The 23,026-nt window shown below is 65.3% G+C and carries 23 protein-coding genes; 9 read left to right on the forward strand and 14 right to left on the reverse strand.

Annotated elements, in window-relative coordinates; genetic code table 11:
* Positions 1-22: 22 nt before the first annotated feature.
* The 3 genes from EN857_RS29970 (at position 23) to EN857_RS29980 (ending at position 2,344) form a co-directional block, all read left to right on the forward strand.
* Positions 23-496: a CYTH domain-containing protein gene (locus EN857_RS29970; RefSeq protein WP_127287123.1), complete on the forward strand. Its 474-nt coding sequence runs from the start codon at positions 23-25 to the stop codon at positions 494-496.
* Complete coding sequence (locus EN857_RS29975; protein WP_135859533.1) at positions 493-1,431, forward strand: CHAD domain-containing protein; 939 nt, start codon at positions 493-495, stop codon at positions 1,429-1,431. The genes EN857_RS29970 and EN857_RS29975 overlap by 4 nt, the downstream gene beginning before the upstream one ends.
* 88 nt (positions 1,432-1,519) lie before the next feature.
* Positions 1,520-2,344 (forward strand): lipo-like protein, encoded by an 825-nt coding sequence (locus EN857_RS29980; RefSeq protein ID WP_135859534.1) that lies wholly within the window; start codon positions 1,520-1,522, stop codon positions 2,342-2,344.
* A gap of 21 nt (positions 2,345-2,365) precedes the next feature.
* Here EN857_RS29980 and EN857_RS29985 read toward each other — a convergent pair whose 3' ends face one another.
* Positions 2,366-3,658, reverse strand: coding sequence for an adenylate/guanylate cyclase domain-containing protein (locus tag EN857_RS29985; protein WP_245511358.1), 1,293 nt, complete (start codon positions 3,656-3,658; stop codon positions 2,366-2,368).
* 243 nt (positions 3,659-3,901) lie between these two features.
* A complete protein-coding gene (locus EN857_RS29990; protein ID WP_135859536.1) occupies positions 3,902-4,690 on the reverse strand; it encodes a helix-turn-helix transcriptional regulator in 789 nt (262 codons plus the stop codon).
* A gap of 114 nt (positions 4,691-4,804) precedes the next feature.
* Here EN857_RS29990 and EN857_RS29995 point away from each other — a divergent pair, with 114 nt between their 5' ends.
* Positions 4,805-5,656 (forward strand): ATP/GTP-binding protein, encoded by an 852-nt coding sequence (locus EN857_RS29995; protein ID WP_135859537.1) that lies wholly within the window; start codon positions 4,805-4,807, stop codon positions 5,654-5,656.
* A gap of 44 nt (positions 5,657-5,700) precedes the next feature.
* Here the strand turns inward: EN857_RS29995 and EN857_RS30000 are convergent, their stop codons facing one another.
* From EN857_RS30000 to EN857_RS30015, 4 genes are all read right to left on the reverse strand, one after another.
* Positions 5,701-7,404, reverse strand: a complete 1,704-nt coding sequence (locus EN857_RS30000; protein ID WP_135859538.1) for a SulP family inorganic anion transporter — start codon at positions 7,402-7,404, stop codon at positions 5,701-5,703.
* A gap of 78 nt (positions 7,405-7,482) precedes the next feature.
* On the reverse strand, positions 7,483-7,752 hold the full coding sequence (locus tag EN857_RS30005; RefSeq protein ID WP_127284569.1) for a helix-turn-helix transcriptional regulator: 270 nt from the start codon (positions 7,750-7,752) through the stop codon (positions 7,483-7,485).
* Between the two features lie 90 nt (positions 7,753-7,842).
* Positions 7,843-8,544, reverse strand: a complete 702-nt coding sequence (locus tag EN857_RS30010) for a phosphatase PAP2 family protein (protein ID WP_135859539.1) — start codon at positions 8,542-8,544, stop codon at positions 7,843-7,845.
* Positions 8,545-8,655: 111 nt separating this feature from the next.
* Entirely contained in the window at positions 8,656-8,994 is a 339-nt protein-coding gene (locus tag EN857_RS30015; RefSeq protein WP_127284567.1) for a hypothetical protein, read from the reverse strand.
* Positions 8,995-9,341: 347 nt separating this feature from the next.
* Between EN857_RS30015 and EN857_RS30020 the strand changes: the two genes are divergently transcribed.
* Positions 9,342-11,345, forward strand: a complete 2,004-nt coding sequence (locus tag EN857_RS30020) for a PhoX family phosphatase (protein ID WP_135859540.1) — start codon at positions 9,342-9,344, stop codon at positions 11,343-11,345.
* Positions 11,346-11,492: 147 nt separating this feature from the next.
* Entirely contained in the window at positions 11,493-11,717 is a 225-nt protein-coding gene (locus EN857_RS30025; RefSeq protein ID WP_127284565.1) for a hypothetical protein, read from the forward strand.
* Between the two features lie 128 nt (positions 11,718-11,845).
* Here EN857_RS30025 and EN857_RS30030 read toward each other — a convergent pair whose 3' ends face one another.
* Together EN857_RS30030 and EN857_RS30035 are read right to left on the reverse strand one after the other, a co-directional pair.
* Positions 11,846-12,526, reverse strand: coding sequence for a GNAT family N-acetyltransferase (locus tag EN857_RS30030; protein ID WP_135859541.1), 681 nt, complete (start codon positions 12,524-12,526; stop codon positions 11,846-11,848).
* Positions 12,523-13,014 (reverse strand): MarR family transcriptional regulator, encoded by a 492-nt coding sequence (locus tag EN857_RS30035; protein ID WP_135859542.1) that lies wholly within the window; start codon positions 13,012-13,014, stop codon positions 12,523-12,525. Before EN857_RS30035 ends, EN857_RS30030 begins: the two co-directional genes overlap by 4 nt.
* A 263-nt stretch (positions 13,015-13,277) precedes the next feature.
* Here EN857_RS30035 and EN857_RS30040 point away from each other — a divergent pair, with 263 nt between their 5' ends.
* The gene (locus EN857_RS30040; RefSeq protein WP_135859543.1) at positions 13,278-14,315 is read left to right on the forward strand and encodes a phosphatidylglycerol lysyltransferase domain-containing protein; all 1,038 of its coding nucleotides are present in this window, start codon (positions 13,278-13,280) and stop codon (positions 14,313-14,315) included.
* 8 nt (positions 14,316-14,323) lie between these two features.
* Here the strand turns inward: EN857_RS30040 and EN857_RS30045 are convergent, their stop codons facing one another.
* Together EN857_RS30045 and EN857_RS30050 are read right to left on the reverse strand one after the other, a co-directional pair.
* The gene (locus EN857_RS30045; protein ID WP_135859544.1) at positions 14,324-15,085 is read right to left on the reverse strand and encodes an ABC transporter permease; all 762 of its coding nucleotides are present in this window, start codon (positions 15,083-15,085) and stop codon (positions 14,324-14,326) included.
* Positions 15,082-16,008, reverse strand: a complete 927-nt coding sequence (locus EN857_RS30050) for an ABC transporter ATP-binding protein (protein WP_135859545.1) — start codon at positions 16,006-16,008, stop codon at positions 15,082-15,084. Before EN857_RS30050 ends, EN857_RS30045 begins: the two co-directional genes overlap by 4 nt.
* Before the next feature lie 234 nt (positions 16,009-16,242).
* On the opposite strand from EN857_RS30050, the gene EN857_RS30055 reads away from it, so the two are divergent.
* Both EN857_RS30055 and EN857_RS30065 read left to right on the forward strand, forming a co-directional pair.
* A complete protein-coding gene (locus EN857_RS30055; RefSeq protein WP_127309441.1) occupies positions 16,243-17,604 on the forward strand; it encodes a cytochrome ubiquinol oxidase subunit I in 1,362 nt (453 codons plus the stop codon).
* A gap of 268 nt (positions 17,605-17,872) precedes the next feature.
* Positions 17,873-18,877, forward strand: coding sequence for a cytochrome d ubiquinol oxidase subunit II (locus tag EN857_RS30065; RefSeq protein WP_128273269.1), 1,005 nt, complete (start codon positions 17,873-17,875; stop codon positions 18,875-18,877).
* A gap of 167 nt (positions 18,878-19,044) precedes the next feature.
* Here the strand turns inward: EN857_RS30065 and msrA are convergent, their stop codons facing one another.
* From msrA to EN857_RS30090, 4 genes are all read right to left on the reverse strand, one after another.
* Positions 19,045-19,779 (reverse strand): peptide-methionine (S)-S-oxide reductase MsrA, encoded by a 735-nt coding sequence (gene msrA, locus EN857_RS30070; RefSeq protein ID WP_135859546.1) that lies wholly within the window; start codon positions 19,777-19,779, stop codon positions 19,045-19,047.
* A gap of 81 nt (positions 19,780-19,860) precedes the next feature.
* Entirely contained in the window at positions 19,861-20,166 is a 306-nt protein-coding gene (locus EN857_RS30075) for a hypothetical protein (RefSeq protein ID WP_135859547.1), read from the reverse strand.
* Between the two features lie 84 nt (positions 20,167-20,250).
* Complete coding sequence (locus EN857_RS30080; protein WP_135859548.1) at positions 20,251-20,958, reverse strand: DUF1223 domain-containing protein; 708 nt, start codon at positions 20,956-20,958, stop codon at positions 20,251-20,253.
* A gap of 664 nt (positions 20,959-21,622) precedes the next feature.
* Entirely contained in the window at positions 21,623-22,687 is a 1,065-nt protein-coding gene (locus tag EN857_RS30090; RefSeq protein ID WP_135859550.1) for a TadE/TadG family type IV pilus assembly protein, read from the reverse strand.
* Between the last annotated feature and the right edge of the window lie 339 nt (positions 22,688-23,026).

The following is a 23,026-nucleotide window of genomic DNA, read 5'->3' on the forward strand; positions in this document are numbered from 1 at the left end:
ACGCGCGCTTTAGTGCGCGGCCATGGTCAAGGAAGTAGAACGCAAGTTCCTGGTCGCCAGCCCCGCCTGGCGCGATCGGGTCGAGGCGGATATCCGCATTCGGCAGTTCTACCTTGCTGCAACACCCGGCCGCTCGGTGCGTGTGCGCATCAGCGACGGCGTCTCGGCCAAGCTGACGCTGAAGTTCGGCAGCAGGGCGCGCGAGCGCGACGAGTTCGAATATTCGATCCCGCTCGCGGAGGCGCAGGAGATGCAGGCCTTCGCCGTCGGACGTGTCATCGAGAAGACACGTCACCATGTTAGGCACCGCGGCTATCTCTATGAAGTCGATGTCTTCGGCGGGATGCTGGCGGGGCTGGTGGTGGCCGAGCTCGAGACGCCGGAAGACGTGCCTGACGAAATGCTGCCTGATTGGCTCGGCCGTGAAATCACCGGCGAGTCGAGATTCTACAACGCGTCGCTCGCCCTTGGGGGGATTCCGGAGATCGCCGCATGAGTTTTCGCATCGATCCGCGCTTGCCGCTGACCGGCGAGGTCAGGCGCATCCTGGCCGACGAGGTCGGCAAGGCGCTTGCCCATCTCGAGACGGCGCGCGAGAAGCCCGAGCAGGGCCTGCACAAATGCCGCAAGCGGCTGAAGAGCGTGCGCGCCTTGCTGCGCCTGGTTCGTTCCGGGGACGAACCGTTCTGCCAGACCGAAAACGAGTGCTACAAGCAGGTATCGGCGCTGCTTGCCGGACCGCGCGAGGCGACAGCACTGATCGAGACCGTCGACCGCCTGGCTGCCGCCTTTCCGGAGCAGAGCGCCGGCGGCGGCCTCGACGCCGCGCGCGACCGGCTGGTGATGCGCCAGCATGAAATGCATGCTGGCGCCGGTCTCGATGCCGCGATCAGCGCCGCCGCCGCCGCTTGCCGGGAAGGCCTCGGCCACATCGACAGGCTCTCGCTGCCCGACCAGCCCGAACAGGCCGCCGACATTCTCGCCGAAGGCGCCCGCGCCATCTTGCGGCGGGCGCGCAAGGCGTTGGACAAGGCAGGCTCGCGCGGCGAGGCCGACGATTTCCACGATTTGCGCAAGGCGGCCAAGACCCACAGCATGCACCTGTCGCTGCTCGGCCGGCTGTGGCCGACCCCGATCAAGTCCCGCCGCAAGGCGGTCGATTCGCTCGGCGAAAGGCTGGGCGATCTGCATGATGTTTTCGTCATGCGCACGCTGCTCGATGCCGATGGCGAGCCGCTCGGGCCGCCCGAGGACACCAGGCTTCTGGCCAAGCTCCTGAAGCGCTCGGAGAAGAGCCTCAGGAAGTCGTGCCTTGCCGATGCGACCGAGCTGTTCGGCGACAGCCCCAAGCGCTCGACCAGGAAGCTCGCCCGCAAGGCCCGCGACGATCTCGCCGGCGCCCCGGACGATCTCGCCGCGGCCGCCGGCTGACCGCTTTTCCTTCTCCCACCAGGGAGAAGGGGGAGCCAGCCTCCCGCGCTGGCACTTCCCCGCCGGCCCGTGCTAAGCACGCTCTACCATGACCGCGCCGGCCGACACGCTTCTCGACCGCCTTGGCCGCTGGCTTGCCGGCCGGCTGCAGGACGAATCGTCGGGCTATGAGCCCTACACGCCGTCCGATGCCGAGACGCTGCGCCGCGCGCTCGAGCCGGGCGATATCCTGCTCATCGAAGGCAACCAGAAGATCTCGGCGGTCATCAAATACCTGACCCAGTCGACCTGGTCGCATGCCGCCTTCTATGTCGGCGACGCTCTGCCCGCGCCCGCGGACGGTTCGGAGCGGCCGCGCCTGATCGAAGTCACGCTCGGCGAAGGCTGTGTCGCCGTGCCGCTGTCGCGCTACCGCACCTACAACACGCGCATCTGCAGGGCGAGCGGGCTGACGCCGGAAGACCGCGACAAGGTCGTCGCTTTCATGATCGGCAAGCTCGGCCTGCGATACGATCTCAAGAACATCTTCGACATGCTGCGCTTCTTCCTGCCGACGCCGCCGGTGCCGGTGCGCTGGCGTCGCCGCATGCTGGCCTTCGGGTCCGGCGATCCGACGCGGGCGATCTGCTCGACGCTGATCGCCGAGGCCTATGGCCAGATCCGCTATCCGATCCTGCCCGAGATCACCCGCGCCCCCGGCCGCGCCTCGGCGCAGTCGAGCTACATGCGCCGGGAAATCCTGCACATCCGCCACCACTCGCTCTACACGCCGCGCGATTTCGACCTGTCGCCCTTCTTCCGCATCGTCAAGCCGACGCTGGAGTATGGCTTCGACTACCGGGCGGTCGCGTGGGGCGACGCTATGACGGACGCCGAAGCCGCAGAGGCGGGAGCAATCGCTTCAGACAGGTGATGGCTTTCAGCCTGGTCTGAGTCACGCCGAAACCGCAACGGCGCCCTGGTTTTCGGGTCTGTGTCCGACCCAGACATGGACCGGTTCGTCCCGGCCGCGGATGCTCACCGGCCCATGATCGCGCGCGTTCAACTGTGTCGTGGGCGATTCCGCCTTCGCGGCCTCGATCAGTCGCGACCCAAAGCAGATACTCGCCTGAAGCTCACGGCAGAGCGCCTGCAAACGGCTGGCGACGTTGACGGTGTCGCCCACCACCGCGACGGACAGATTGCGCTCGCTGCCGACCGCGCCGAGGACGACCGCGCCGTACTGGACGCCGATCCGGACGTCCAGCGGCGGATATCCCCTGGACACACGCTGGACATTCCAGTCTCCGAGAGTGGCGATCATCGCTCCAGCGCACTGGATGGCCCGGGTCGCGTCGTCATGGCTGGCTTGCGGAACCCCGAATGTCGCCATGATGCAATCGCCGATATAGTTGTCGACGGTGCCGTGGTGGTCGAAAACGACCTGCTCCATGCGACGGTGGAACTGACGCAGAAGTTCGAACACGGCTTCGGCCGGATGATCCTCGGAATAGTGGGTGAAGCCGACGATGTCGGCGAACAGCACCGCGATTTCCTGCCGGCGGACCGGGCCGAAGGGTTCGTCATCGGTGGCGAGCTGGTCGACCACGTTGGGCGAAAAATGCCGGGCGAGATTGGCGCGGGCGCGCTCTGCCTTGACATAGTCTTCCGACAGATGTCGGGAACGCGAGACGACCAGCGCCATGATCGCGCCGATAATCAGCACGACCAGCACGTTGGTCGCCTGCGCGAACGTGTCGACGAAATTGGGGTTGAGATAGAGGTTCAGTCGCTCGGTCAGCGGCAGTGAATAGAGGTTCGTCGCCGGAATGACGGTACCCGGATGAACAATCACCCATCCCACCCCGATCGCCCACGTCAAGGCCGCGAGCGCGCCCAGATAGAGCGCCAGTCGAGTCGAAAGGGTCAGCGCGCCAAGGCATACGAAAATCAGCAGGAATTTGAAGCTGCCTTCGCGCAGCTGCATCGCGGCCGGCGCCACCTCTTGGGCAAACGGGTTGGGCGTTATCAGCAGAACGGTCAACAGAATGATGTCCAGCGTACCGACGACGTAGCCGATCCACCATGGCGCCGTGCGACGGCGCGCAAAGAGAAACTGGATCAGGCCGACGAGCTGGAACAGCACCAGTCCCGCCAGCACGAAGAGCAGCGAGGCATCCCAGCGGCTGATCAATGAAAAGAAGCAGGATATCGCGGCAAGCGATGCCGTACGCGCCCAGAACTGCATTGCAGCCCCCTGGCGTTCTGCGCGCTCCCGCAAGTTTTTCAGGCGCGAAAAGCGGCGAAGTTCAAGTGTTGGTGCGGTCGACATGGGATCACTTCGATGTCACGGGGACGGGGTCGCGCGTTGGGCAAAACCCGGAGTCTGGCAAATCAATCCGCGAATCCTATCATGAATGTGGCTTCATTTTTGAAGCACCGGCTGCGCGGTCGGCATCGCTGTGCGCAACCCTGGTCCAGGGGGCAAGTATCAGGCCGGCAAGGGACGGCGTCCCTTTGCGGGAGCGGCGGCCCCGGCATCCCGCGCATGCGGCCCTATCGGCATGATCGCCGGAAACGGCGTCGCGCCGAAGGCAAAGGTCCATTTGTAGCCGATGAGCTGCTCCTCGGGCGTCGTGTGCTGGTCGTGGTGGGCAAGCAGCTTTGCGCGCTCGGCCAGCTCCTCCGCCTCGCGTCGCACCATCTCTGCCGTCTCCGGCCGCATCCGCCGCGAGAAGCTGACGAAACTCGCCTCGCGCTCCAGATGGGTGATCGCCCAGCCGATGAAATTCTTATTGGTCATCTCGAAAAGCGGCCTCAGCGGTCCGTCGAAATTCCACTGGATCGGCGTCTCGACCAGCAGCCGCGCCGAAAGCCCGCGCCCGATCTCGACAAGGCCGAGCGCCTCGAGGTCGCGCAGGTAAAGGAACATCGAGGCTTCGCTCAGTCCTTGCGAGCGCATGATGCCCTGCGGCGTGAACTTCTCCGACAGCATGATGAAGACGAACAGCAGCGCCGGCCGCGCCGCCAGCTTGCGCTCGATCTCCAGCGCGACGTGGTTGGCCGGCCCCGGCCCTCGGTTCATCGAGCCGAGCACGTTTTCGAGCTCGACATCGGCGGCGGCGCAGATCTCGACCAGGCGATCGAGCTTGCAGTTCTTCTCATGGAAGATACGCTTCACCGTCGGCTCGGAAACGCCCATGCGCTCGGCCAGCATGCGATAGGTCAGGCCTTTCGCCTTCAGCGTCCGTTTCAGGGCCTCGAAGATCGGACCATTCATGGAATGCACCTCGTCAGCGTAATTTCGTATCGATTGTCGATACTAGCTGGAAGAGGCCTTCCGGAAAAGTATCGAAAAACCTAGCTCTCCGTCCGTCATTACAGGAGACCAGTCATGAAAACCCTCATCGTTTCGACCATCCTCGCCTTCGCCGCCATGACGCCAATCGCCGAGGCCGGCGAAATCTGGCGCGCCTCGGGCTTCGAGCAGCCGGAATCGGCGCTCTTCGATGCCGCCAACAAGCGCATCATCGTCTCCAACATCGCCGGCAATCCCGGCGAGGCCGACGGCAACGGCTATCTGTCGGTGCTGTCGCTCGACGGCAAGCTCGTCACCCGGCATTGGACCGACGGCATGGACGCGCCCAAGGGCATGGCGCTCTCGGGCGGCAAGCTCTACGTCGCCGACATCACCAAGGTCCGCGTCGTCGATCTGGCCAGCGGCAAGTTGGTCGCCAGCATCGACGTGCCGAACGCCGTCTTCCTCAACGACATGACGGCGGACAGCGCGGGCAAGGTCTATGTCAGCGACATGCTGGCCGACACCATCTACCGCATCGACGGCGACAGGCCGGAGCTGTTCGTCAAGGACGCGCTGCTTGCCTCGCCCAACGGCATCTTCGCCGACGGCGGCAGGCTGATCGTCGCCTCCTGGGGCAAGGGGATAAAGCCCGATTTCAGCACCGCCGAGCCGGGCGGCCTGCTTTCGGTCGACCTCGCCAGCAAGGCGATCTCGCCGCTGCCCGGCGCGGATAAATTCGCCGACCTCGATGGCGTCGTCGCCATCGGCGACAGCATCTACGCCACCGCCTACATGACCGGCACGCTTTATCGCTACAAGGATGGCGGCAAGCCGGAGGCCTTCGCCACCTTCAATCCGGGCAGCGCCGACATCGGCACCGACGGCAAAACGATCTTCGTGCCGCTGATGAACGAAGGCGAGGTCGCCGCGCTCAGCCTCGATTGAAGCCGTCGGGCGGTCGGCTCGAGTCGAGGCCGCCCGCTCAGCGATCAGCCGTCGGGCGCCTTGAGCTGCGCCCGCGCGTCGCGGATCGAGGCGGCATAGGTGACCAGCGGTCGCTTGACGCCGTGGTTGATCAGCATGCGCCGCGTCTGCGGCGCGGCGCCGGCGATGATGAAGCGCACGCCGGCGCGCCTCGCCTTGTGCGCCGCGCCCTCGATGACGTTGGCCGCGGTGGAATCGAAGAACGGCACCGCCGAGCAGTCGAGGATGAAGTTCCTCCTCTGATCGGCGATGCGGTCGAGCACGGTGCCGACGGTCGAGGCGGCGCCGAAGAAGAAGGCGCCCGAGATGCGGTAGACGACGGTGTCGGCATCGCTCGCCTCGCTCGAATCATAGATGCTGGCGCGGTCGGCGATGTCGTCCGGCACCAGCGGCTGATCGGCCTCGACGGCGATCGACTTGGCCATGCGGTCGATGAACAGGATCGAGCCCAGCGCGAAGCCGACGACGATGCCCTCGGTGAGGTCGCGGAAGACGACGATCAGGAAGGTCGCCATCAGCACCAGCGCATCGCCGCGGGACGTGCGGAGCAGCGTCGCGAAGGCCTGCTTCTCGAACATGTTCCAGCACACCACCGCCAGCACGCCGGCAAGCGCGGCCAGCGGGATGTAGCTGGCCAGCGGCGCCGCCACCAGCATCAGCACCAGCAGGATCGCCGAATGCACCATGCCCGCGACCGGCCCATGCGCGCCGGCCCGCACATTGGTGGCGGTGCGGGCAATCGTGCCGGTGGCGCAGATGCCGCCGAACAGGGCCGACGCGATGTTGGCGAAGCCTTGCGCCACCAGCTCGCAATTGGAGCGGTGCCGCCGCCCGGTCATGCCGTCGGCGACCACGGCGGAGAGCAGCGATTCGATCGCGCCGAGCAGCGCGAAAGCCACCGCATCCGGCAGCACGTCGACCATCCTGTCGATGCCGATGGGCGGAAAGGCTGGCCACTGCAGGCTGCGCGGGATGCCGCCATAGCGCGTGCCGATCGTTTCGGCCGGCAGCGCGAACAGCGCCACGACCAGCGAGGCCAGGCCGATGGCGATCAGCATCGCCGGCCATTTCGGCCGCCAGCGCTTGAGGAAGACAATGGTCGCGATGGTCAGCACCGCCACGAAGGTCGCGGCCGGGTTGATCGTGCCGGCCGCCTCGCTGAGCGCCATCAGCTTCGGCACCAGCGGCCCCGGCTCCTTGCCGGCAAGCGTCAGCCCGAACAGCTCGGTGATCTGGCCGGAGAAGATGATGACGGCAATCCCCGCGGTGAAGCCGACGGTCACCGGATAGGGGATGAACTTGATATAGGTGCCGAGCCTCAGATAGCCGATGGCGAGCAGGAAGACGCCGGCCATCATCGTTGCCAGCAGCAGCCCGTCGACGCCGACGCGCGCCACCGTCGCCGCCACCAGCACGATGAAGGCGCCTGCCGGGCCGCCGATCTGGAAGCGGCTGCCGCCGAGCGCCGAGATGATGAAGCCGCCGACGATCGAGGTGTAGAGGCCGCGCTCGGGCGTCACGCCGGAGGCGATCGCGATCGCCATCGACAGCGGCAGCGCCACGATGGCGACCGTCAGCCCGGCAATCGCGTCGGTCCTGAAGTGTTCTAGCGAGTAGCCCTCACGCAGCACCGTCACCAGCTTTGGGGTGAACAGTTCGGCAAATGTCGGCCGTGCCTGCTGGTGGTTTGCCCGCCGGGCCTGATCCATGGACTGCCTTCCGCGTCTCGAAGGCGGCGGGGATCGTCGGCAGCATGTCGGCGGTCGCCGTCGCGACTATTACGCGACTCAGCCTTGCGGGTTCTGCGATACGACCGGCTTGAGGCGCACGCCCCGGCCGCCGCGCTCGCTGGCCTGGTTCTCGCCGATCAGTTCCACCCCGGCCTCGTCGAGTGCCTGGATGACCTTCATCAGCGTGTCGACCACGCCCCTGACGACGCCGTCGCTCGCCTCCATGCGCTGAATGGTCGGAAGCGAAACCCCGGCGCGCTCGGCCAGCGTCTTCTGATCGATGCCGGCCAGCGCCCTCGCGGCGCGCATCTGCTGGGCGGTGATCATCGGCCAGAACCCTTGTCTGAGTCTGCAGTATCAATGGATAATACAAACATCATGATGTTTCAAGCATCATTGAGTATGGATAAAACATGCTCACTCACTGTCGATCACCGCATGGCGCCGCTGCAGGAACCGCGCCACCAGCCAGCACAGCATGGCCCAGGCGAAGCCGGCGCACCAGCCGCCGAGCACGTCGGACGGCCAATGGACACCGAGATAGACGCGGCTGGTGCCGACCAGCACCGTGATCAGCACGGCGAGGCAGAGCGCGAAGATCTTGGTCGTGCGGTCCGGCAGGAAGCGCGCCGCCAGCGAGCCGAGCGTGAGGTAGGTGACCGCCGACAGCATGGCATGGCCGCTCGGGAAGGAGAGCGACGTCTCGTCGACGAGGTGCGAGACGAGTTCCGGGCGCGGCCGGTCGATGCCAGCCTTGAGCAGGCTGGACAGCACCTGCCCGCCGGCCACCGCGACGAAGATCAGAAGCGCCGATCCCGGCCTGCGGATCAAAAGCAGGTAGACGATCACCGCCGCGGTGATCAGCACCAGCACGCTGGTGCTGCCGAGGCTGGTGATGTCGCGCATCGCCCCCTGCAGCCACAGCGGCCCGATCGGGTGGTCGGGTTGCCCAGCCTGGCGGAAGGCGAGCAGGATCTCGGTGTCGAAGGCGTGCGGCGTGGTGGCGTGCGCCGCCTCCATCAATTCGACGAAGCCCCACAGCCCGAAGGCGACCACCAGCCCGGCCAGAAGGACCGGAAACTCGATCTTGTTGAAGAACGCGACCGCGGCGGATTTCATCGGGCGGGACCTACAGCAATTCCAGGAAAAGTGCGCAGCGGTTTTCCGTCAGGAATTGAGTCAAAACAAAACTCGGGGCGGCTCGGCGATTCCATGAAACGCTGAACCGCCTTAGAGTCGCTGCATATAGGGCCCGAGCGTGATCAGCGCCACGGCGGCGATCGCCAGCACGATGCCGGTCGCCTGCAGGGCATTGACCTTCTCGCCGAAGAAGGCGAGCGCCACGACGTTCACCGACACCAGCTGGATCACCGCCGACAGGCTGAACGACACCGACATGCCGAATTCGCGGATCAGCCTCAGCATGATCAGATTGCCCAGCGAATAGAGCGCCAGCGTCAGCACGATCTTGCCGAGGCTAGGCGCCAGCCCCCATTGCTTGGCCGCGGTCGCCGCGAGCAGGAAGATCACGGTCGAAACGCCAAGCTGCACCAATCCCCAGAAACTCACGGTTCATTTCTCCCAATTGCCGCCATCGCCACACGTGCCGCAGTCCTTGTTTCCGAAGCGCGCGAGGCCGTCAAGCAGACCGCGCCTGACCAGCGCCCCGCTCAGACAGGATCGAAGCCGGATGTCGCAAAATGCGTCCCGGCCGCCATGATCGGTGCCGACCGATGCGATATTTTGAAATCATGCGGGAGCGATGAATGGCCACGGGTGCCGGCCGACGGGACAGGCACCGTTCATGAGCCGGCAAATAACCAGCCGAAAACGCGCCGAGTGTCACGAAAATGTGATCGAGCGGTTATAGGGGTCGACAGGTCACATGCTCCAGCCAAGAAGCCAGAGGAAAGCTCATGTCCGACCACCGCTCCCCTGACACCGGTTTCCGAACCAGCCTGCTCGAGGAGAATGACGGCCCGGCCGTCAATCCCACCGACAACCGCACCATGGGCGAGATCATCGCCGCGCGCTTCTCGCGCCGTGGCTTCCTGAAGGGTTCGCTGGCGGTTTCGGCCATCGCCGCCACGGTCAGCCCGCTGGCGCTGGTCGCCGCCGACGATGCCCGCGCCGCCGAGGCCTCGGCCTTCACCTTCGACGAGCTCGAGGCCGGCATCGACGACAAGCATCATGTCGCGCCGGGCTACGATGCCGACGTGCTGTTGCGCTGGGGCGACCCGCTGTTTGCCGACTCGCCGGAATTTGACCCGGCAAAGCAGTCGGCCGAGGCCCAGGCAAAACAGTTCGGCTACAACAACGACTATGTCGGCTATATCCCGATCGACGGCTCGGCCGAGCATGGCTTGCTGGTGGTCAACCACGAATACACCAACCCGCATCTGATGTTCCCCGGCATCGTCAAGATCGTCGACAAGGACGGCAAGAAGGCAGCCGAGGTGGCGCCGCTCAGCAAGGAGCAGGTCGACGTCGAGATGGCGGCCCATGGCGGCTCCATCGTCGAGATCCGCAAGGACGGCGGCAAGTGGCAGGTGGTGCGCGACGGCAAGCTCAACCGCCGCATCACCTCCAACACCGAGATGCAGCTTGCCGGCCCGGCCGCCGGCCACGACCGCCTCAAGACCAATGCCGATCCTTCCGGCACCAAGGTCATCGGCACCTTCAACAACTGCGCCGGCGGCGTCACCCCCTGGGGCACCTATGTCATGGCCGAGGAGAACATCCATGGCTATTTCTCCGGCGAATTGCCGGAAGGCCACAAGGAAGCCGCCAACTACAAGCGCCTCGGCATTCCGGAAGGCGCCTATGAGTGGGGCGCGCATTACGACCGCTTCAACCTCGCCAAGGAGCCGAACGAGGCCAACCGCTTCGGCTGGATCGTCGAGGTCGACGTCAATGATCCGGCATCGGTGCCGCGCAAGCGCACCGCCATGGGTCGCTTCAAGCATGAGGGCGCGGAATCGATCGTCGCCAAGGACGGCCGCGTTGTCTTCTATCTCGGCGACGACGAGCGTTTCGACTATGCCTACAAGTTCGTGACTACCGGCAAGTTCAACGCCAACGACCTCGCGGCCAACAAGGACCTGCTCGACGACGGCACGCTGCATGTCGCCAAGTTCGGCGAGGACGGCACGGTCGAGTGGATGCCGATCGTCTTCGGCCAGGGCCCGCTGACAGCGGAAAACGGCTTCGCCAGCCAGGCCGACGTACTGATCGAGACGCGCCGCGCCGCCGACCTGCTCGGCGCCACCAAGATGGACCGCCCAGAGGACATCCAGCCCAATGGCGCCAACGGCAAGGTCTATGTCATGCTGACCAACAATTCGAAGCGCAAGGCGGAGCAGGTCGACGCCGCCAATCCGCGCGCGTCGAACGCCTTCGGCCACATCATCGAGATATCGGAGGATGGCGGCGACTTCGCTGCCGCCAAGGGCAAATGGGAAGTGCTGCTGAAATGCGGCGATCCCTCGGTGGCCGAGGTCGGCGCCACCTTCTCGACCGCGACCACCGCCAATGGCTGGTTCGGCATGCCGGACAATTGCGCCGTCGATTCGGCTGGCCGTTTGTGGGTCGCCACCGACGGCCAGGGTCCGAAGGCCACCGGCCGCACCGACGGCCTGTGGGCGGTCGACACCGAAGGCGCGGCGCGGGCGACCTCGAAGCTGTTCTTCCGCGTGCCGATCGGCGCCGAAATGTGCGGCCCGCTGTTCGCGCCGGACGACCAGACCGCCTTCGTCGCCGTCCAGCATCCGGGCGACGGCGGCGAGGACTGGGAGGCCTTCGGCCGTCCGTCCTACTATGAGGACCTGTCGACCCGCTGGCCCGACTTCAAGCCCGACATGCCGACGCGGCCTTCAGTGGTCGCCATCACCAAAAAGGGCGGCGGCAAGATCGCCGTCTGACGCGCGGTCTATCTCGACCCATTGCATGATCAAAGGAGGGATCTCGGCCCCCCCGAGATCCCTCCTTTTCACTCTAGGAACCAGTCAAGCTTCGGGAAAGATTGGCAATTTATGCGTGGCGCCCTAGGTCCTTGTCAGGAGACTGCCATGCCAAAGTCTGTTTATGACCGTGGCCTGCTGAAGCCTGCCGATATCGCCAGGCTGCAGCGCGTCTTTGACGAGGCCTGCCGGCGGCGCCAGGCGCATCCCGATTCGGCCGAAGCCCGGGAAATCGCCCTGAACCTGCTCGCCCTGCACAATGCCGGCATGGTCGAAGAGGACATGCTGATGGAAGCCGTCGGCTTCCGGCGGCTTGAGCCAAAGTCGGCCTAGAGCAATTCCAGGAAAAGTGTGAGCGGTTTTCCGTCAAAAATTGCGTCAAAACAAAGAGATAGGGCTGTTCGCCGGTTCCGTGAAACGGTGAAACGCTCTTGGTCCGCGAGAACGGCCGCTGGTGCGCCCTATCCGGTGCGCTGAACCACGGCCATGTTCATCATGCTTCTCAGCCGGAAGCCGATGGACTCGTACAGTCCGATGGCCGCGACATTGCTGGCATAAGCGTGGAGATAGGGGATTTCGCCGCGCGTCATGATTTGATTTGCAACGAACAGGGACAGCCGCCTGGCGAGGCCACCGCCGCGGAAATCCGGATGCGAGCACACGCCGCTGAGTTCCGTGTAGCCAGGCTGCTTCATGCGCTCGCCGGCCATCGCCGCCAGCCTGCCGTCGATCTTGACGCCCCAGAAATCGCCGAGGCTCAACGCCTCCAGCGTGAACGGGCCGGGCCTGGTGAGCGCCGCCAGAGCGAGCATCTCGGCGGCATCGTGCTGCGTCAACCGCTGGATGCGCTCGTCGGATACGGCCTGCACCGGCTGCTCGGCGATCATCTGAACCAGCGACGCGGTCGAAATCGCCGACAGCGCCGCAGGCAGGACGATTGCGTCCGCCTGGACCACGATGGAGCTTTCGAGCGGCGGAATGAGCCTGCCCAGCGCATCGAGGCTAGCCGTGTCGTCCGCCGCGGTGGCCGCGAACGGAACGATCGACGGCCTGTATCGCCTGGCCAGGCTGTCGCCTTGCGCGAAGGCCTGATGTCGCGAGCTGAGCGCGCTCCAGATGGGACGGTCGAGCAGGTGGTTCATCGCACCGGACTCACGGCCTTTTCCACGCGACGGTCGAGCGGAGACGCGGCCAGGCGGTCCTCGATTTCGGCGAGCTGACCAAGCAGCGGCCCGGACAGGTCGGCGCACAGATCCGCAACGGCCTCCTCGATGCGAGGCCAGACTTCGCGCTTCGCCACATCGACCAGCCGTCGGCCGTTGCGGCTGAGGGAGACGATTCGGCGCCGCTGGTCGTCGTTCGACGGGCTGACCTCGACCAGTCCCAGTTCGGCCAGCAGCGCCACGCTGCGCGTGACGCCCGGCTGGGCGATCCCGAGCGACTGCGCCAGCTCGCCGACCGGCAGCGGCCCCAGCCTGTCGAGCGCGGCGAGCAGCGGATACTGGCTCGACTGGACCCGGACCTCCAGCTCGTCGAGCACGCGCTGCGTATCCGCCTGCAACTGCTCGCCGATGCGCTTGAACCTGCTGCCCAGGCACAGAAAGCCAAGCGACCGTATGATGTCTTCCATGATGCAGCTCGTTCAGTCAAAACGATAACATGATATATAACATCGCATGGAAAGTCAAAACCAGCCACCTCAAGGTCCGAGCCGATCCGGCCGATGATGGCGCATGGCGCGCTGCCCACTCGCCACCCTTTGGCCGAGATTTCCCCTTCTGTCGGTGCCGATTGCATCCTATATGGCGCCTGCGCGGTATGATTGACCGTGCCAAGGCGACTGATTCGGGCCTGCGGGTCGACGGGTCTCCATCTATCGGCACGCGGAACCTCATGCCCTCCCTGCGGATCCACATTGACAGGTTTCTCGAAGGCGCAGCACCCAAGGTTCCGCGGCGCGACCTGACGCATCTCGAGCGCCTGGCGCTGGTGCGCCGGCATGGCGATTTCTCGCTCGCCTATTCCACCGCCGTGCAGCAGAAACTGTCCTATTTCAGCGATGGCGACGGCTACATCGCCTTCGGCACCAAGATGAAGCACCATTTCGCGCTCGGCGATCCGGTGGTCCATCCGGCCGAGCGGCCGGCCTATATCAAGCGCTTCGTCGAGGCCGCAGGCGATCCCTGGTTCGTGCAGATCGGCGCCGATACCGCGCGGGTGCTGGCCGGTCTCGGCTACCGCATCAATCGCCTCGGCATCGACACCAGGCTGCACCTGCCCGCGCACGATTTCTCCGGCAAGCGCAACGAGACGGTGCGCTATTCCGAACGCTGGCTGTCGAAGAACGGTTTTTCCTTCGAGGAGGACAGGCGCAACATCTTCCTCGACGAGATCGCCAGGCTGTCGGAGAACTGGCGCGGCGAGCGCATCGTCAAGCGCTGGGAGATGGGTTTCCTCAACCGGCCCTTCGCCGACCATCTCGGCGCCGACATGCGCCGCTTCGTGCTGCATGGGCCGGAGGGCGAGCTGGTCGCCCTGCTCGATTTCGATCCGCTGTTTCGCGACGGCAAGGTCATCGGCTACACCACCGCCTTCAAGCGCAAGCATATCGACGCCACGCCGCATGCCGAGATCGGCCTGACCAAATTCGCCGTCGACCGCTTTCGCGAGGAGGGCAAGTCCGTCGTCACGCTGGGTCTGTCGCCGCTGGTCGACATCGAGGCCAGCGGCTTTGCCGAATCGAGCTTCTGGCGCAGCACCTTCCAGCGCGCCTATGGCTCCGCCTGGATCAATCGCTCGAAGTTCAATTTGCAGGGCCAGGCGGCCTTCAAGCGCCGTTTCCACGGCCAGGAACAGCCGACCTATGTCGCCTTCCGCAGGGGGACGCTTGTCGAGATGCTGGGGCTGCTGCGGCTGGTGAAAGCCATCTGACCTGCCGGTCAGTTCCGCAACCGATACCCGGTCCTGAATATCCAGGCGACGATCGCGATGCAGACGCCCAGGAACACCACGGTCATGCCGAGGCTGATGCCGACCGAGACGTCCGACTTGCCGTAAAAGCTCCAGCGGAACCCGCTGATCAGGTAGACGACCGGGTTGAACAGCGTCACCGTGCGCCAGATGCCGGGCAGCATGTTGATCGAATAGAAGCTGCCGCCGAGGAAGGTCAGCGGCGTGATGATCAGCAGCGGCACCAGCTGCAATTGCTCGAAGCTCTTCGCCCAGATGCCGATGATGAAGCCGAACAGGCTGAAGGTCACCGCCGTCAGCACCAGGAAGGCGAGCATCCAGAACGGGCGCTCGATATGCAGCGGCACGAACAGCGAGGCGGTGGCCAGGATGATCAGGCCGAGAACGATCGACTTGGTCGCGGCACCCCCGACATAGGCGATGACGATCTCCAGATAGGACACCGGCGCCGAAAGCAGCTCGTAGATCGAGCCGACGAATTTCGGGAAATAGATGGCGAAGGAGGCATTCGAGATCGATTGCGTCAGCAGCGACAGCATGATCAGCCCCGGCACGATGAAGGCGCCGTAGCTGATGCCGTCGATCTCGGTGATGCGCGAGCCGATAGCCGAGCCGAAGACGACGAAATAGAGCGAGGTCGAGATCACCGGCGAGATGATGCTCTGCAGCACGGTGCGCAGCGCGCGCGCCATTTCCACCCGGTAGATGGCCCAGACGGCGCGCAGGTTCATGGCTCTTGCCTCAGCAGGTTGACGAAGATCTCCTCCAGCGAGCTGTTCTCCGTGTCGATGTCGCGGAACTGGATGCCCGCCGCCTCGAGGTCGCGCATCAGCGAGGCGACGCCCGGCCGGTCGCTCTGGTTGTCGTAGGTGTAGGTCAATTGATCGCCATTGGGCGACAGCTCCAGCGCGTAGCGCGAGAAGCTCTCCGGGATGGCCGCGAGCGGACTGCGCAGCTCCAGCATCAGCCGCTTGCGGCCGAGCTTGCGCATCAGCTCGGCCTTGTCGTCGACCAGCACGATCTCGCCGCGGTTGATGACGCCGACGCGGTCGGCCATCGCCTCGGCCTCCTCGATGTAGTGGGTGGTCAGGATGATGGTGACGCCGTCCTCGCGCAGCCGGCGCACCATCGCCCACATGTCCTGGCGCAATTCGACGTCGACGCCGGCCGTCGGCTCGTCGAGGAAGAGCACCCGCGGCTCGTGCGACAGCGCCTTGGCGATCATCAGCCGGCGCTTCATGCCGCCCGACAGCGTGATCGCCTTGGCGTCCTTCTTCTCCCACAGCGAGAGGTCGCGCAGCACCTTCTCGACGAACGCCTTGTTGGGCGGCTTGCCGAACAGGCCGCGGCTGTAGTTGACCGTCGCCCAGACGGTCTCGAAGGCGTCGATGGTCAGCTCCTGCGGCACCAGCCCGATCAGGCTGCGCGCGGCGCGGTAGTTCTTGCCGATGTCGTTTCCGTCGACGGTGACCGAGCCCGACGAACGGTTGACGATGCCGCAGACGATCGAGATCAGCGTCGTCTTGCCGGCGCCGTTCGGCCCGAGCAGCGCGAAGATCTCGCCGCGCTCGATGTCGAGGTTGATTTCCTTCAAGGCCTTGAAACCGGTGGCGTAGGTCTTGGTCACCCCGGCAATCGAGATAATGGATGGCATGGCTGAAAACGGCTGCTTGAAAGGCGGTTGTGGATTTTTATTGCGCTGAATGTCGGTGCCCGCGGCGGGAAGTCAATGCCGCTCCTGACAATTCTGGACAATCATTCCCCGATCGGGCGCTGACGCTTTCGCCCGAACTGCTGCGACAACGCGCCCCGCGTGGCGCCACGCCGCTTTGACCGGACCGCGTCAGCGCCCTATTCTGTGAGGCATAAGCAGCAGCCGGAGTCGCCCATGGACCCGCTCATTCTGTCGCGCATCCAGTTCGGCGCGAATATTTCGTTCCATATCCTGTTTCCGGCGATCACCATTGCACTCGGCTGGGTGCTGCTGTTCTTCAAGCTGCGTTACAACCGCACCGGTGATTCCGCCTGGATGCGCGCCTATTTCACCTGGGTGAAGGTGTTCGCCTTGTCCTTCGCCATGGGCGTGGTCTCGGGCGTCACCATGAGCTTCCAGTTCGGCACCAACTGGCCGGGCTACATGGAGACCGTCGGCAACATCGCCGGGCCGCTGCTCGCCTATGAGATCCTCACCGCCTTCTTCCTGGAGGCGGCCTTCCTCGGCATCATGCTGTTCGGCTTCCGCCGCGTCTCCAACCGCATCCACACTTTGGCCACCGTGCTGGTCGCCGGCGGCACCACGGTCTCCGCCTTCTGGATCATCGCGCTCAATTCCTGGATGCAGACGCCGGCCGGCTTCGAGATGCGCGACGGCAAGGCGCACGCCGTCGACTGGTGGGCGATCGTCTTCAATCCGTCGATGCCCTACCGCCTGGTCCATATGCTGCTTGCCTCGGGGCTGACAGTCTCCTTCCTCATCGCCGGCCTGTCGGCGCTGCGCTACCTCACCGGCGACCGCTCGGAATCGATGTGGAAGGCGCTGCGCACCGGCGTCTTCACCGCCGCCATCCTGATCCCGATCCAGATTTTCGCCGGCGACCAACACGGCCTGAACACGCTGGAGCACCAGCCGCAGAAGATCGCCGCCATGGAAGCCAACTGGAACACCGGCCCCAACGTGCCGCTGGTGCTGTTCGCATGGCCCGACGAGGCGGCCAGGGAGAATAAATTCGAGGTCGCCATCCCTGACGGCGCCAGCCTCGTGCTGAGGCACTCAACCAGCGGCGTCGTGCCGGGGCTGAACGACTATCCAGGCAACCACCCGCCGGTCTTCCCGGTGTTCTGGGGTTTTCGCATCATGGTCGGCACCGGCATCCTGATGCTGATCGTCTCCTGGTCGGCCGCCTTCTTCCTCAAGCGCCGCCACAGCCTGCCGAGGCCGCTGGCGCTGCTGATGGTGCCGATGACGATCTCCGGCTGGGTGGCGACGCTGGCCGGCTGGTACACCACCGAGATCGGTCGCCAGCCCTGGCTGGTCACCGGCGTGCTGAAGACCGCCGATGCCGTCGGCCCGGTCGCCGGCAGCCATGTCGCGCTGACGCTCGCCATCTATCTCGTCCTCTATTTGGCTTTGCTGATCGCCTATCTCGGCGTGCTGGTGCACCTGGCGCTGAAGGCGGCCAAGGATGGCGACGCCTCGCCGCTGCCGGGCGTCATGAACGCCGCCATGTCGCAGCCGGCGGCAGGAGAGTGAGGGCAGTGGTCGAACTGCGAAGAAATCTTGACTCGACGCCGGACGCTGGCGCTGCCCCTCACCTGCCTGCCGGCATCCTCTCCCCGTATAGGGACGGGGAGAGGGGCGCTCCCATCGCTGGTTTCGCCAATCGCCGACGTTGCAGGAAATACGCTGTTGTTGCGGCCAGCCCCCTTCTCCCCGTCACCATACGGGGAGAAGGTCCCGGCAGGGGGATGAGGGGCGGCGCCGACCTCGGAAATCGAGACTGGCGCGTGAGGAGAAGAAAATGACCTATGACTGGCCAACCCTGCTTCCCTTGATCTTCGCCGGCCTGATGGGCCTCGCCATCCTGATCTACGTCATCCTCGACGGCTTCGATCTCGGCATCGGCATCCTGTTCGCCGCCGCCGACGACCACGAGCAGGACACCATGATCGCCGCCATCGGTCCGTTCTGGGACGCCAACGAGACCTGGCTGGTGCTGGCCGTCGGCCTGCTGCTGGTCGCCTTCCCGCTGGCGCATGGCACCATCCTCAGCGCGCTCTACATCCCGGTCTTCGTGCTGCTGGTCGGCCTGATCCTGCGCGGCGTCGCCTTCGACTTCCGCGCCAAGGTGCCGGCCGGCAGCAAGCATCGCTGGAACCGCATCTTCTTCCTCGGCTCGGCCGTCGCCTCGCTGGCGCAGGGCTATATGCTGGGCGTCTATGTGCTCGGCCTCGACGTCGGCCTCGGCGGCATCGCCTTCGGCGCGCTGGTGGCGCTCTGCCTGTCGGCCGCCTATGCGGCGATGGGCTCGGCCTGGCTGATCTACAAGACCGAGGGCGAATTGCAGAAGAAGGCGGTGCGCTGGCTGCGCACGGCGCTGGTGCTGGCCGCGCTCGGCATGGTCGCGGTGTCCCTGGCGACGCCCTTCGCCAGCCCGCGCATCTTCGACAAATGGTTCCTTTTTCCGGAGATCCTCTATCTCTCGCCGCTGCCGATCCTGTCGGCGCTGCTGTTCGTCTGGCTGTGGCGGCAGACCTTCCATCTGCCGAAGCCGAACGACCGCCACGCGCTGACACCGTTCCTGACGCTCGCCGCCATCTTCGCGCTCGGCTTCGCCGGCCTCGCCTGGTCGTTCTACCCGTTCGTCGTGCCCGACAAGCTGACCATCTGGCAGGCCGCCTCAGCGCCGGAAAGCCTGATCGTGATCCTCGTCGGCGTCGTCGTGGTGCTGCCGATCATCATCTTCTATTCGTTCTATGCCTACCGGGTGTTCGGGGGGAAGGCGACGGATCTGACATACGATTGAGAGCGTCTTTCTCCCCCCTCGAGGGGGAGATGGCCGGCAGGCCAGAGGGGGTCGGTCCGACCGGGCTCGGCCTGCTTCCTGGCGCCGATAGGGGTCGGCGCTTCACGCGCGCGGACCCCCTCTGTCGCCTTCGGCGACATCTCCCCCTCGAGGGGGGAGATTGCCGCTCAGCTCTTGCTCGACGCCAGCACCAGCACCGGCTTCTCGCTGTAGAGCTTCGGGAACAGCGTCTTCAAATTCGCCACCTTGGGCAGGTCGTTGTAGACGATGTAGGGATAGGTCGGGTTCAGCGTCAGGAAATCCTGGTGGTAGTCCTCGGCCGGATAGAACGTCTTGCCGGTTTCCAGCGTGGTGACGATCGGCTGGGAAAACACCTTGGCCTTGTCGAGCTGGGCGATGTAGCTCTCGGCCACCTTCTTCTGCTGGTCGTTCCCGGCGAAGATCGTCGAGCGGTACTGCGTGCCGTGGTCCGGCCCCTGGTAGTTGAGCTGCGTCGGATTGTGCGCGACCGAGAAATAGACCTGCAGCAGCTGGCCATAGGTCACCTGCGACGGGTCGTAGGTGATCTCGACCGACTCGGCATGTCCGGTGCTGCCGGTGCCGACGACCTCGTAGACGGCGTTTTCCTTGCTGCCGCCGGTGTAGCCGGACACCGCCTTGCTCACCCCCCTGACGTGCTGGAACACGCCCTGCACGCCCCAGAAGCAGCCGCCGGCGAAGACCGCCGTCTCGCTGCCGCTGGCCGCCTTCTCGTCCATTGCCGGCGGCGGGATCACCACCGCGTCCTCGGCCGAGACCGCCGGTGTCTGCCAGAACGCGGCGGCGGCGATTGTCAGGACGAGCGCGGCGAGCGCGCCTTTGGCGAAGGTCGATGATCGCTTCTGCTGTCGAATTGCGGTCATGTTGGAACTCCCTTGCTGCTGTTCACCATATACGAAACCGGCCGCCGCCGGGTTCTCACTTTGGCGTGCGTCGGCTGCAACTTATTGCGCTGGAGCCATCGCATCGACGGGCTTCATCGCATCGGTCACCGGCTTCATCGCATCCGTGGCCGGCTTCATCGCATCCGTCGCCGGCTTCATGGCATCGGCCGGCTTCATCGCCTGCGTGCTCATCGCATCGGTCGCCATGGCGTTGGCAGGCTTCATGGCGTCGGTCGCCGGCTTCATCGCCTCGGTGGCCATCGCATTGGCCGGCTTCATGGCGTTGGTCGCGTCGTCGGCGCGGGCGCCAGCGGCGAACGCCGTGGTTGCGAGCGCGAAGGCGAGCGCGGTCAGGAATTTGGTCACGGGTATTCTCCTTGAGTTGTGGCGCGCGATGCGGGCCGGATGGTGCGCTGCCGCCTCATGCGGCATCGCGCGAAGAAAGGATGATCAGTTCGCCGCGGCGGCCAGGATCGGCCCGCCGCCGGGTGTCTGTACCAGCACCGCGGTGCTGAGCCCGCCGCCATCGGCCGGCAGCGGCAGCGTCGTCGCCTCGCCGTTCCAGCGGCCGAGCCGCTGCAGCGAATGGACGACATTGGCATGCGGCAGGGTGCGGCCGGTGTTCTCGCCGCGCGCCACCGGCACCTCGACGACACCGCGCCTGTAGCGCACCAGCCAGACATCGGCCGCCCCGTCGGGCGCCGTGCCGGCGCCGATGCTCACCTTGCCGTCACCGAGCGCAAGCGCCGGGCCCTTGGCCTGCGGGCTGGTCGAGATCAGCCGCTCGATCTCGCCGGGCGCGGCGCCGACCGCGTCGGCGCTGCCGTTCACCACCACCTGCGGCGTGAACGGCCCGTCATGGCCAAGCGGCGGCTCGTAACTCACCTGGCGCTGGGTGAACTCCTGCCGGCCGAACGTGTCCTTCCAGCCGAGATAGTCCCAGTAGGTGACGTTGAACGACAGCGCCAGCACGCCCGGCCGATCCTTGACCTTGATCAGATTGGCGTTGGCCGGCGGACAGGACGAGCAGCCCTGGCTGGTGAACAGCTCGACCACGGTAAGCGGCTGGGCCGACGCCGCGCCGGCGCTGGCGGCCAGCGCGATGAAGGCCGCTCCGGCGAGCCATGCCTTGCCGAGCGTTGTCTTTGGTCCGGTCATGAGAAACAGTCTCCATTGCGGCGGGTCATGCTCCCATTTCGCCGTGCCGGAGGACTTCGTTACAGGCATCACCGGTTTGTGATTGAGGGACACGACGTTGGAGATTGGCGAAGCCTGGGGCGACATCCGATCTCCCCCCTTGTGGGGGAGATGTCCGGCAGGACAGAGGGGGGCGCCGTAGAGCGTCGACACTTCAACAATCAAGGGTCTTTTTTCGTAAGGCGTCGGCTCAAGACCAAACAACAGGTCTAGTCGCAGGCCTGCGCAGTTCGCCGCAATGCCGGCGGACAGCACCCCTGCTGTCCTCCCCGCATCTCCCCCCCGCAAGCGGGATTGGCCAGCTCATCCGTCAGCCTGGCTCCTTTCCTCTCCCTCCGGAGGGGGGAGAGGTGTCGCTGCGAAGCAGCGACGGAGTGGGGGAAGGCGGTTCCTAAATACGCCGCCGCCGACAATTCACCAATCAGGGCCAAGCATCACCCCGCCAGAAACAACGACGCCGGCGCTGGTCGACCCCCACTCCGTCGAGCTTCGCTCGACACCTCTCCCCCGATCGACGGGGGAGAGGAAAGGCGCCCTTCATGCTCCCACTGGCTCTTCAATCCGGAAACTGGAGGGTGCCGCCCTTCGAGTGCATGATCTCCCCACTTGGGGAGATCAGCTCGCATCACTGCGTCAGCACAGTGTTCGACGGGCGCTGGTTGAAGTCGCACTTGCCCTGGACGGTGTAGAAGAAGTCGGCGTTGCTGACGTCGGCCGGGACCGGGTTGCCGCCGTCTTCCCAGGCCTGGTAGCCGGTCTGGCCGCAGGGCACGGCGGTGAAGATGTCGACCGTCTGGCCGGTCGCGACCTCGGGCATGGTGGTGTTGCTGGTGCCGATGTAGAGCCGGTTCGAGGTGGCAGGGTCGTTCGACTTCAGCACCTTCGGGCTGCCCGAGGGGACGTCCATCTGCAGGTAGAGACTGTCCATCTGGCTGACGTCGATCACCGCGCCGGTGCCGTTGGCGGGATAAAACGTGTCGGCGCAGGTCGTCACGTATTTCTTGCTGCCGCTGGTCTGCGTGATCGCGCCGCTGGGCAGGCTGTTGAAGTTCTTCACCGTGGCGGTGGTGCAGACCTGCTGCTGGACCTTGGTCGTGGTGCTGCCGCTGATCGTGCTGACGATGGCGGTGCCGTAGCCCTTCGGGTCGCCGAAGCCGTTATAGGTGTAGGTGATCGTCATCAGCGGCTTGGCCACGGTGTCGCCGAACTTGGTGCCGTAGAGCGTCATCGTCTTGTTCCAGTAGCCGGACACTTTCGTCACCCTGAACGTCGTCTGCACCAGCGCCGGCCGCTTGCGCACCGCCGAGGTCACGCCGACCTGCACCGTGTCGACCTTGGCGATCTGCATGAAATTGGTCGGCATCGGGTAGTGCGCCGAAGCCTTGGCGGTGGCGGTGCCGTCGGCGGCCACGACGAAGCTGTCCAGCGTCGCGCTGCCTTGCCCGCCATTGGCGGCGAAGGACTGCTGCAGCGACTTCTCGCGGTCGGCCAGCGTGGTGGTTTTCGGCAGCGTGGTGATCGACAGGATCGCCGCGTCGAGCGCGTTCTGCATGTTGCTCTTCGTCTGCACCGCCGAGGTGTAGTCGACCGAGAGGCCGACGGCGAGCAGCAGCGGCACCAGGATCATGAGGAAAACCGGCACGATCGAGCCGCCTTGCGCGCGGACGAAATCGCTTGCGTATCGCAACATTCTCGAAGTCCCCCAAAACCGTTGCCTGCCCAGCAGCGGCGGATCATGCCCCAAACTGGTGGATTAATGTTTAAGGCACGGCTTATTTAGGCGCGGTGAAGGTTGTGGCCGGGATTTGCCGGCACGAGCGCCTGCCGAACCCTCATCCGCCGGCGCCGCCCCTCATCCGCCCGCCGGCACCTTCTCCCCGTATAGTGACGGGGAGAAGGGGGTGGTGTCCGAACCGGATAGATAGGTAACAGAATGGACCGATTGCATAGGTGACAGTTTTCTCCCTCGCCGGAGGACCCGGCGATGGTTTGGCGAGAGACTGGCATCATGGACGAGCGGCTTCGTTTT

The organism is Mesorhizobium sp. M4B.F.Ca.ET.214.01.1.1 (genome assembly GCF_004791545.1).
Lineage (GTDB): Bacteria > Pseudomonadota > Alphaproteobacteria > Rhizobiales > Rhizobiaceae > Mesorhizobium > Mesorhizobium abyssinicae.

Coding starts and splice junctions, on each gene's coding strand:
- EN857_RS30045 (WP_135859544.1), bottom strand. CDS start 15,085: ATGAACCTGCGCGCCGTCTGGGCCATCTACCGGGTGGAAATGGCGCGC.
- EN857_RS30030 (WP_135859541.1), bottom strand. CDS start 12,526: ATGAACCACCTGCTCGACCGTCCCATCTGGAGCGCGCTCAGCTCGCGA.
- EN857_RS30080 (WP_135859548.1), bottom strand. CDS start 20,958: ATGACCGGACCAAAGACAACGCTCGGCAAGGCATGGCTCGCCGGAGCG.
- EN857_RS29970 (WP_127287123.1), top strand. CDS start 23: ATGGTCAAGGAAGTAGAACGCAAGTTCCTGGTCGCCAGCCCCGCCTGG.
- EN857_RS30090 (WP_135859550.1), bottom strand. CDS start 22,687: ATGTTGCGATACGCAAGCGATTTCGTCCGCGCGCAAGGCGGCTCGATC.
- msrA (WP_135859546.1), bottom strand. CDS start 19,779: ATGACCGCAATTCGACAGCAGAAGCGATCATCGACCTTCGCCAAAGGC.
- EN857_RS30065 (WP_128273269.1), top strand. CDS start 17,873: ATGACCTATGACTGGCCAACCCTGCTTCCCTTGATCTTCGCCGGCCTG.
- EN857_RS29975 (WP_135859533.1), top strand. CDS start 493: ATGAGTTTTCGCATCGATCCGCGCTTGCCGCTGACCGGCGAGGTCAGG.
- EN857_RS29990 (WP_135859536.1), bottom strand. CDS start 4,690: ATGAATGGTCCGATCTTCGAGGCCCTGAAACGGACGCTGAAGGCGAAA.
- EN857_RS30005 (WP_127284569.1), bottom strand. CDS start 7,752: ATGATCACCGCCCAGCAGATGCGCGCCGCGAGGGCGCTGGCCGGCATC.
- EN857_RS30000 (WP_135859538.1), bottom strand. CDS start 7,404: ATGGATCAGGCCCGGCGGGCAAACCACCAGCAGGCACGGCCGACATTT.
- EN857_RS29985 (WP_245511358.1), bottom strand. CDS start 3,658: ATGCAGTTCTGGGCGCGTACGGCATCGCTTGCCGCGATATCCTGCTTC.
- EN857_RS30050 (WP_135859545.1), bottom strand. CDS start 16,008: ATGCCATCCATTATCTCGATTGCCGGGGTGACCAAGACCTACGCCACC.
- EN857_RS30010 (WP_135859539.1), bottom strand. CDS start 8,544: ATGAAATCCGCCGCGGTCGCGTTCTTCAACAAGATCGAGTTTCCGGTC.
- EN857_RS30040 (WP_135859543.1), top strand. CDS start 13,278: ATGCCCTCCCTGCGGATCCACATTGACAGGTTTCTCGAAGGCGCAGCA.
- EN857_RS30055 (WP_127309441.1), top strand. CDS start 16,243: ATGGACCCGCTCATTCTGTCGCGCATCCAGTTCGGCGCGAATATTTCG.
- EN857_RS29995 (WP_135859537.1), top strand. CDS start 4,805: ATGAAAACCCTCATCGTTTCGACCATCCTCGCCTTCGCCGCCATGACG.
- EN857_RS29980 (WP_135859534.1), top strand. CDS start 1,520: ATGACCGCGCCGGCCGACACGCTTCTCGACCGCCTTGGCCGCTGGCTT.
- EN857_RS30025 (WP_127284565.1), top strand. CDS start 11,493: ATGCCAAAGTCTGTTTATGACCGTGGCCTGCTGAAGCCTGCCGATATC.
- EN857_RS30035 (WP_135859542.1), bottom strand. CDS start 13,014: ATGGAAGACATCATACGGTCGCTTGGCTTTCTGTGCCTGGGCAGCAGG.
- EN857_RS30020 (WP_135859540.1), top strand. CDS start 9,342: ATGTCCGACCACCGCTCCCCTGACACCGGTTTCCGAACCAGCCTGCTC.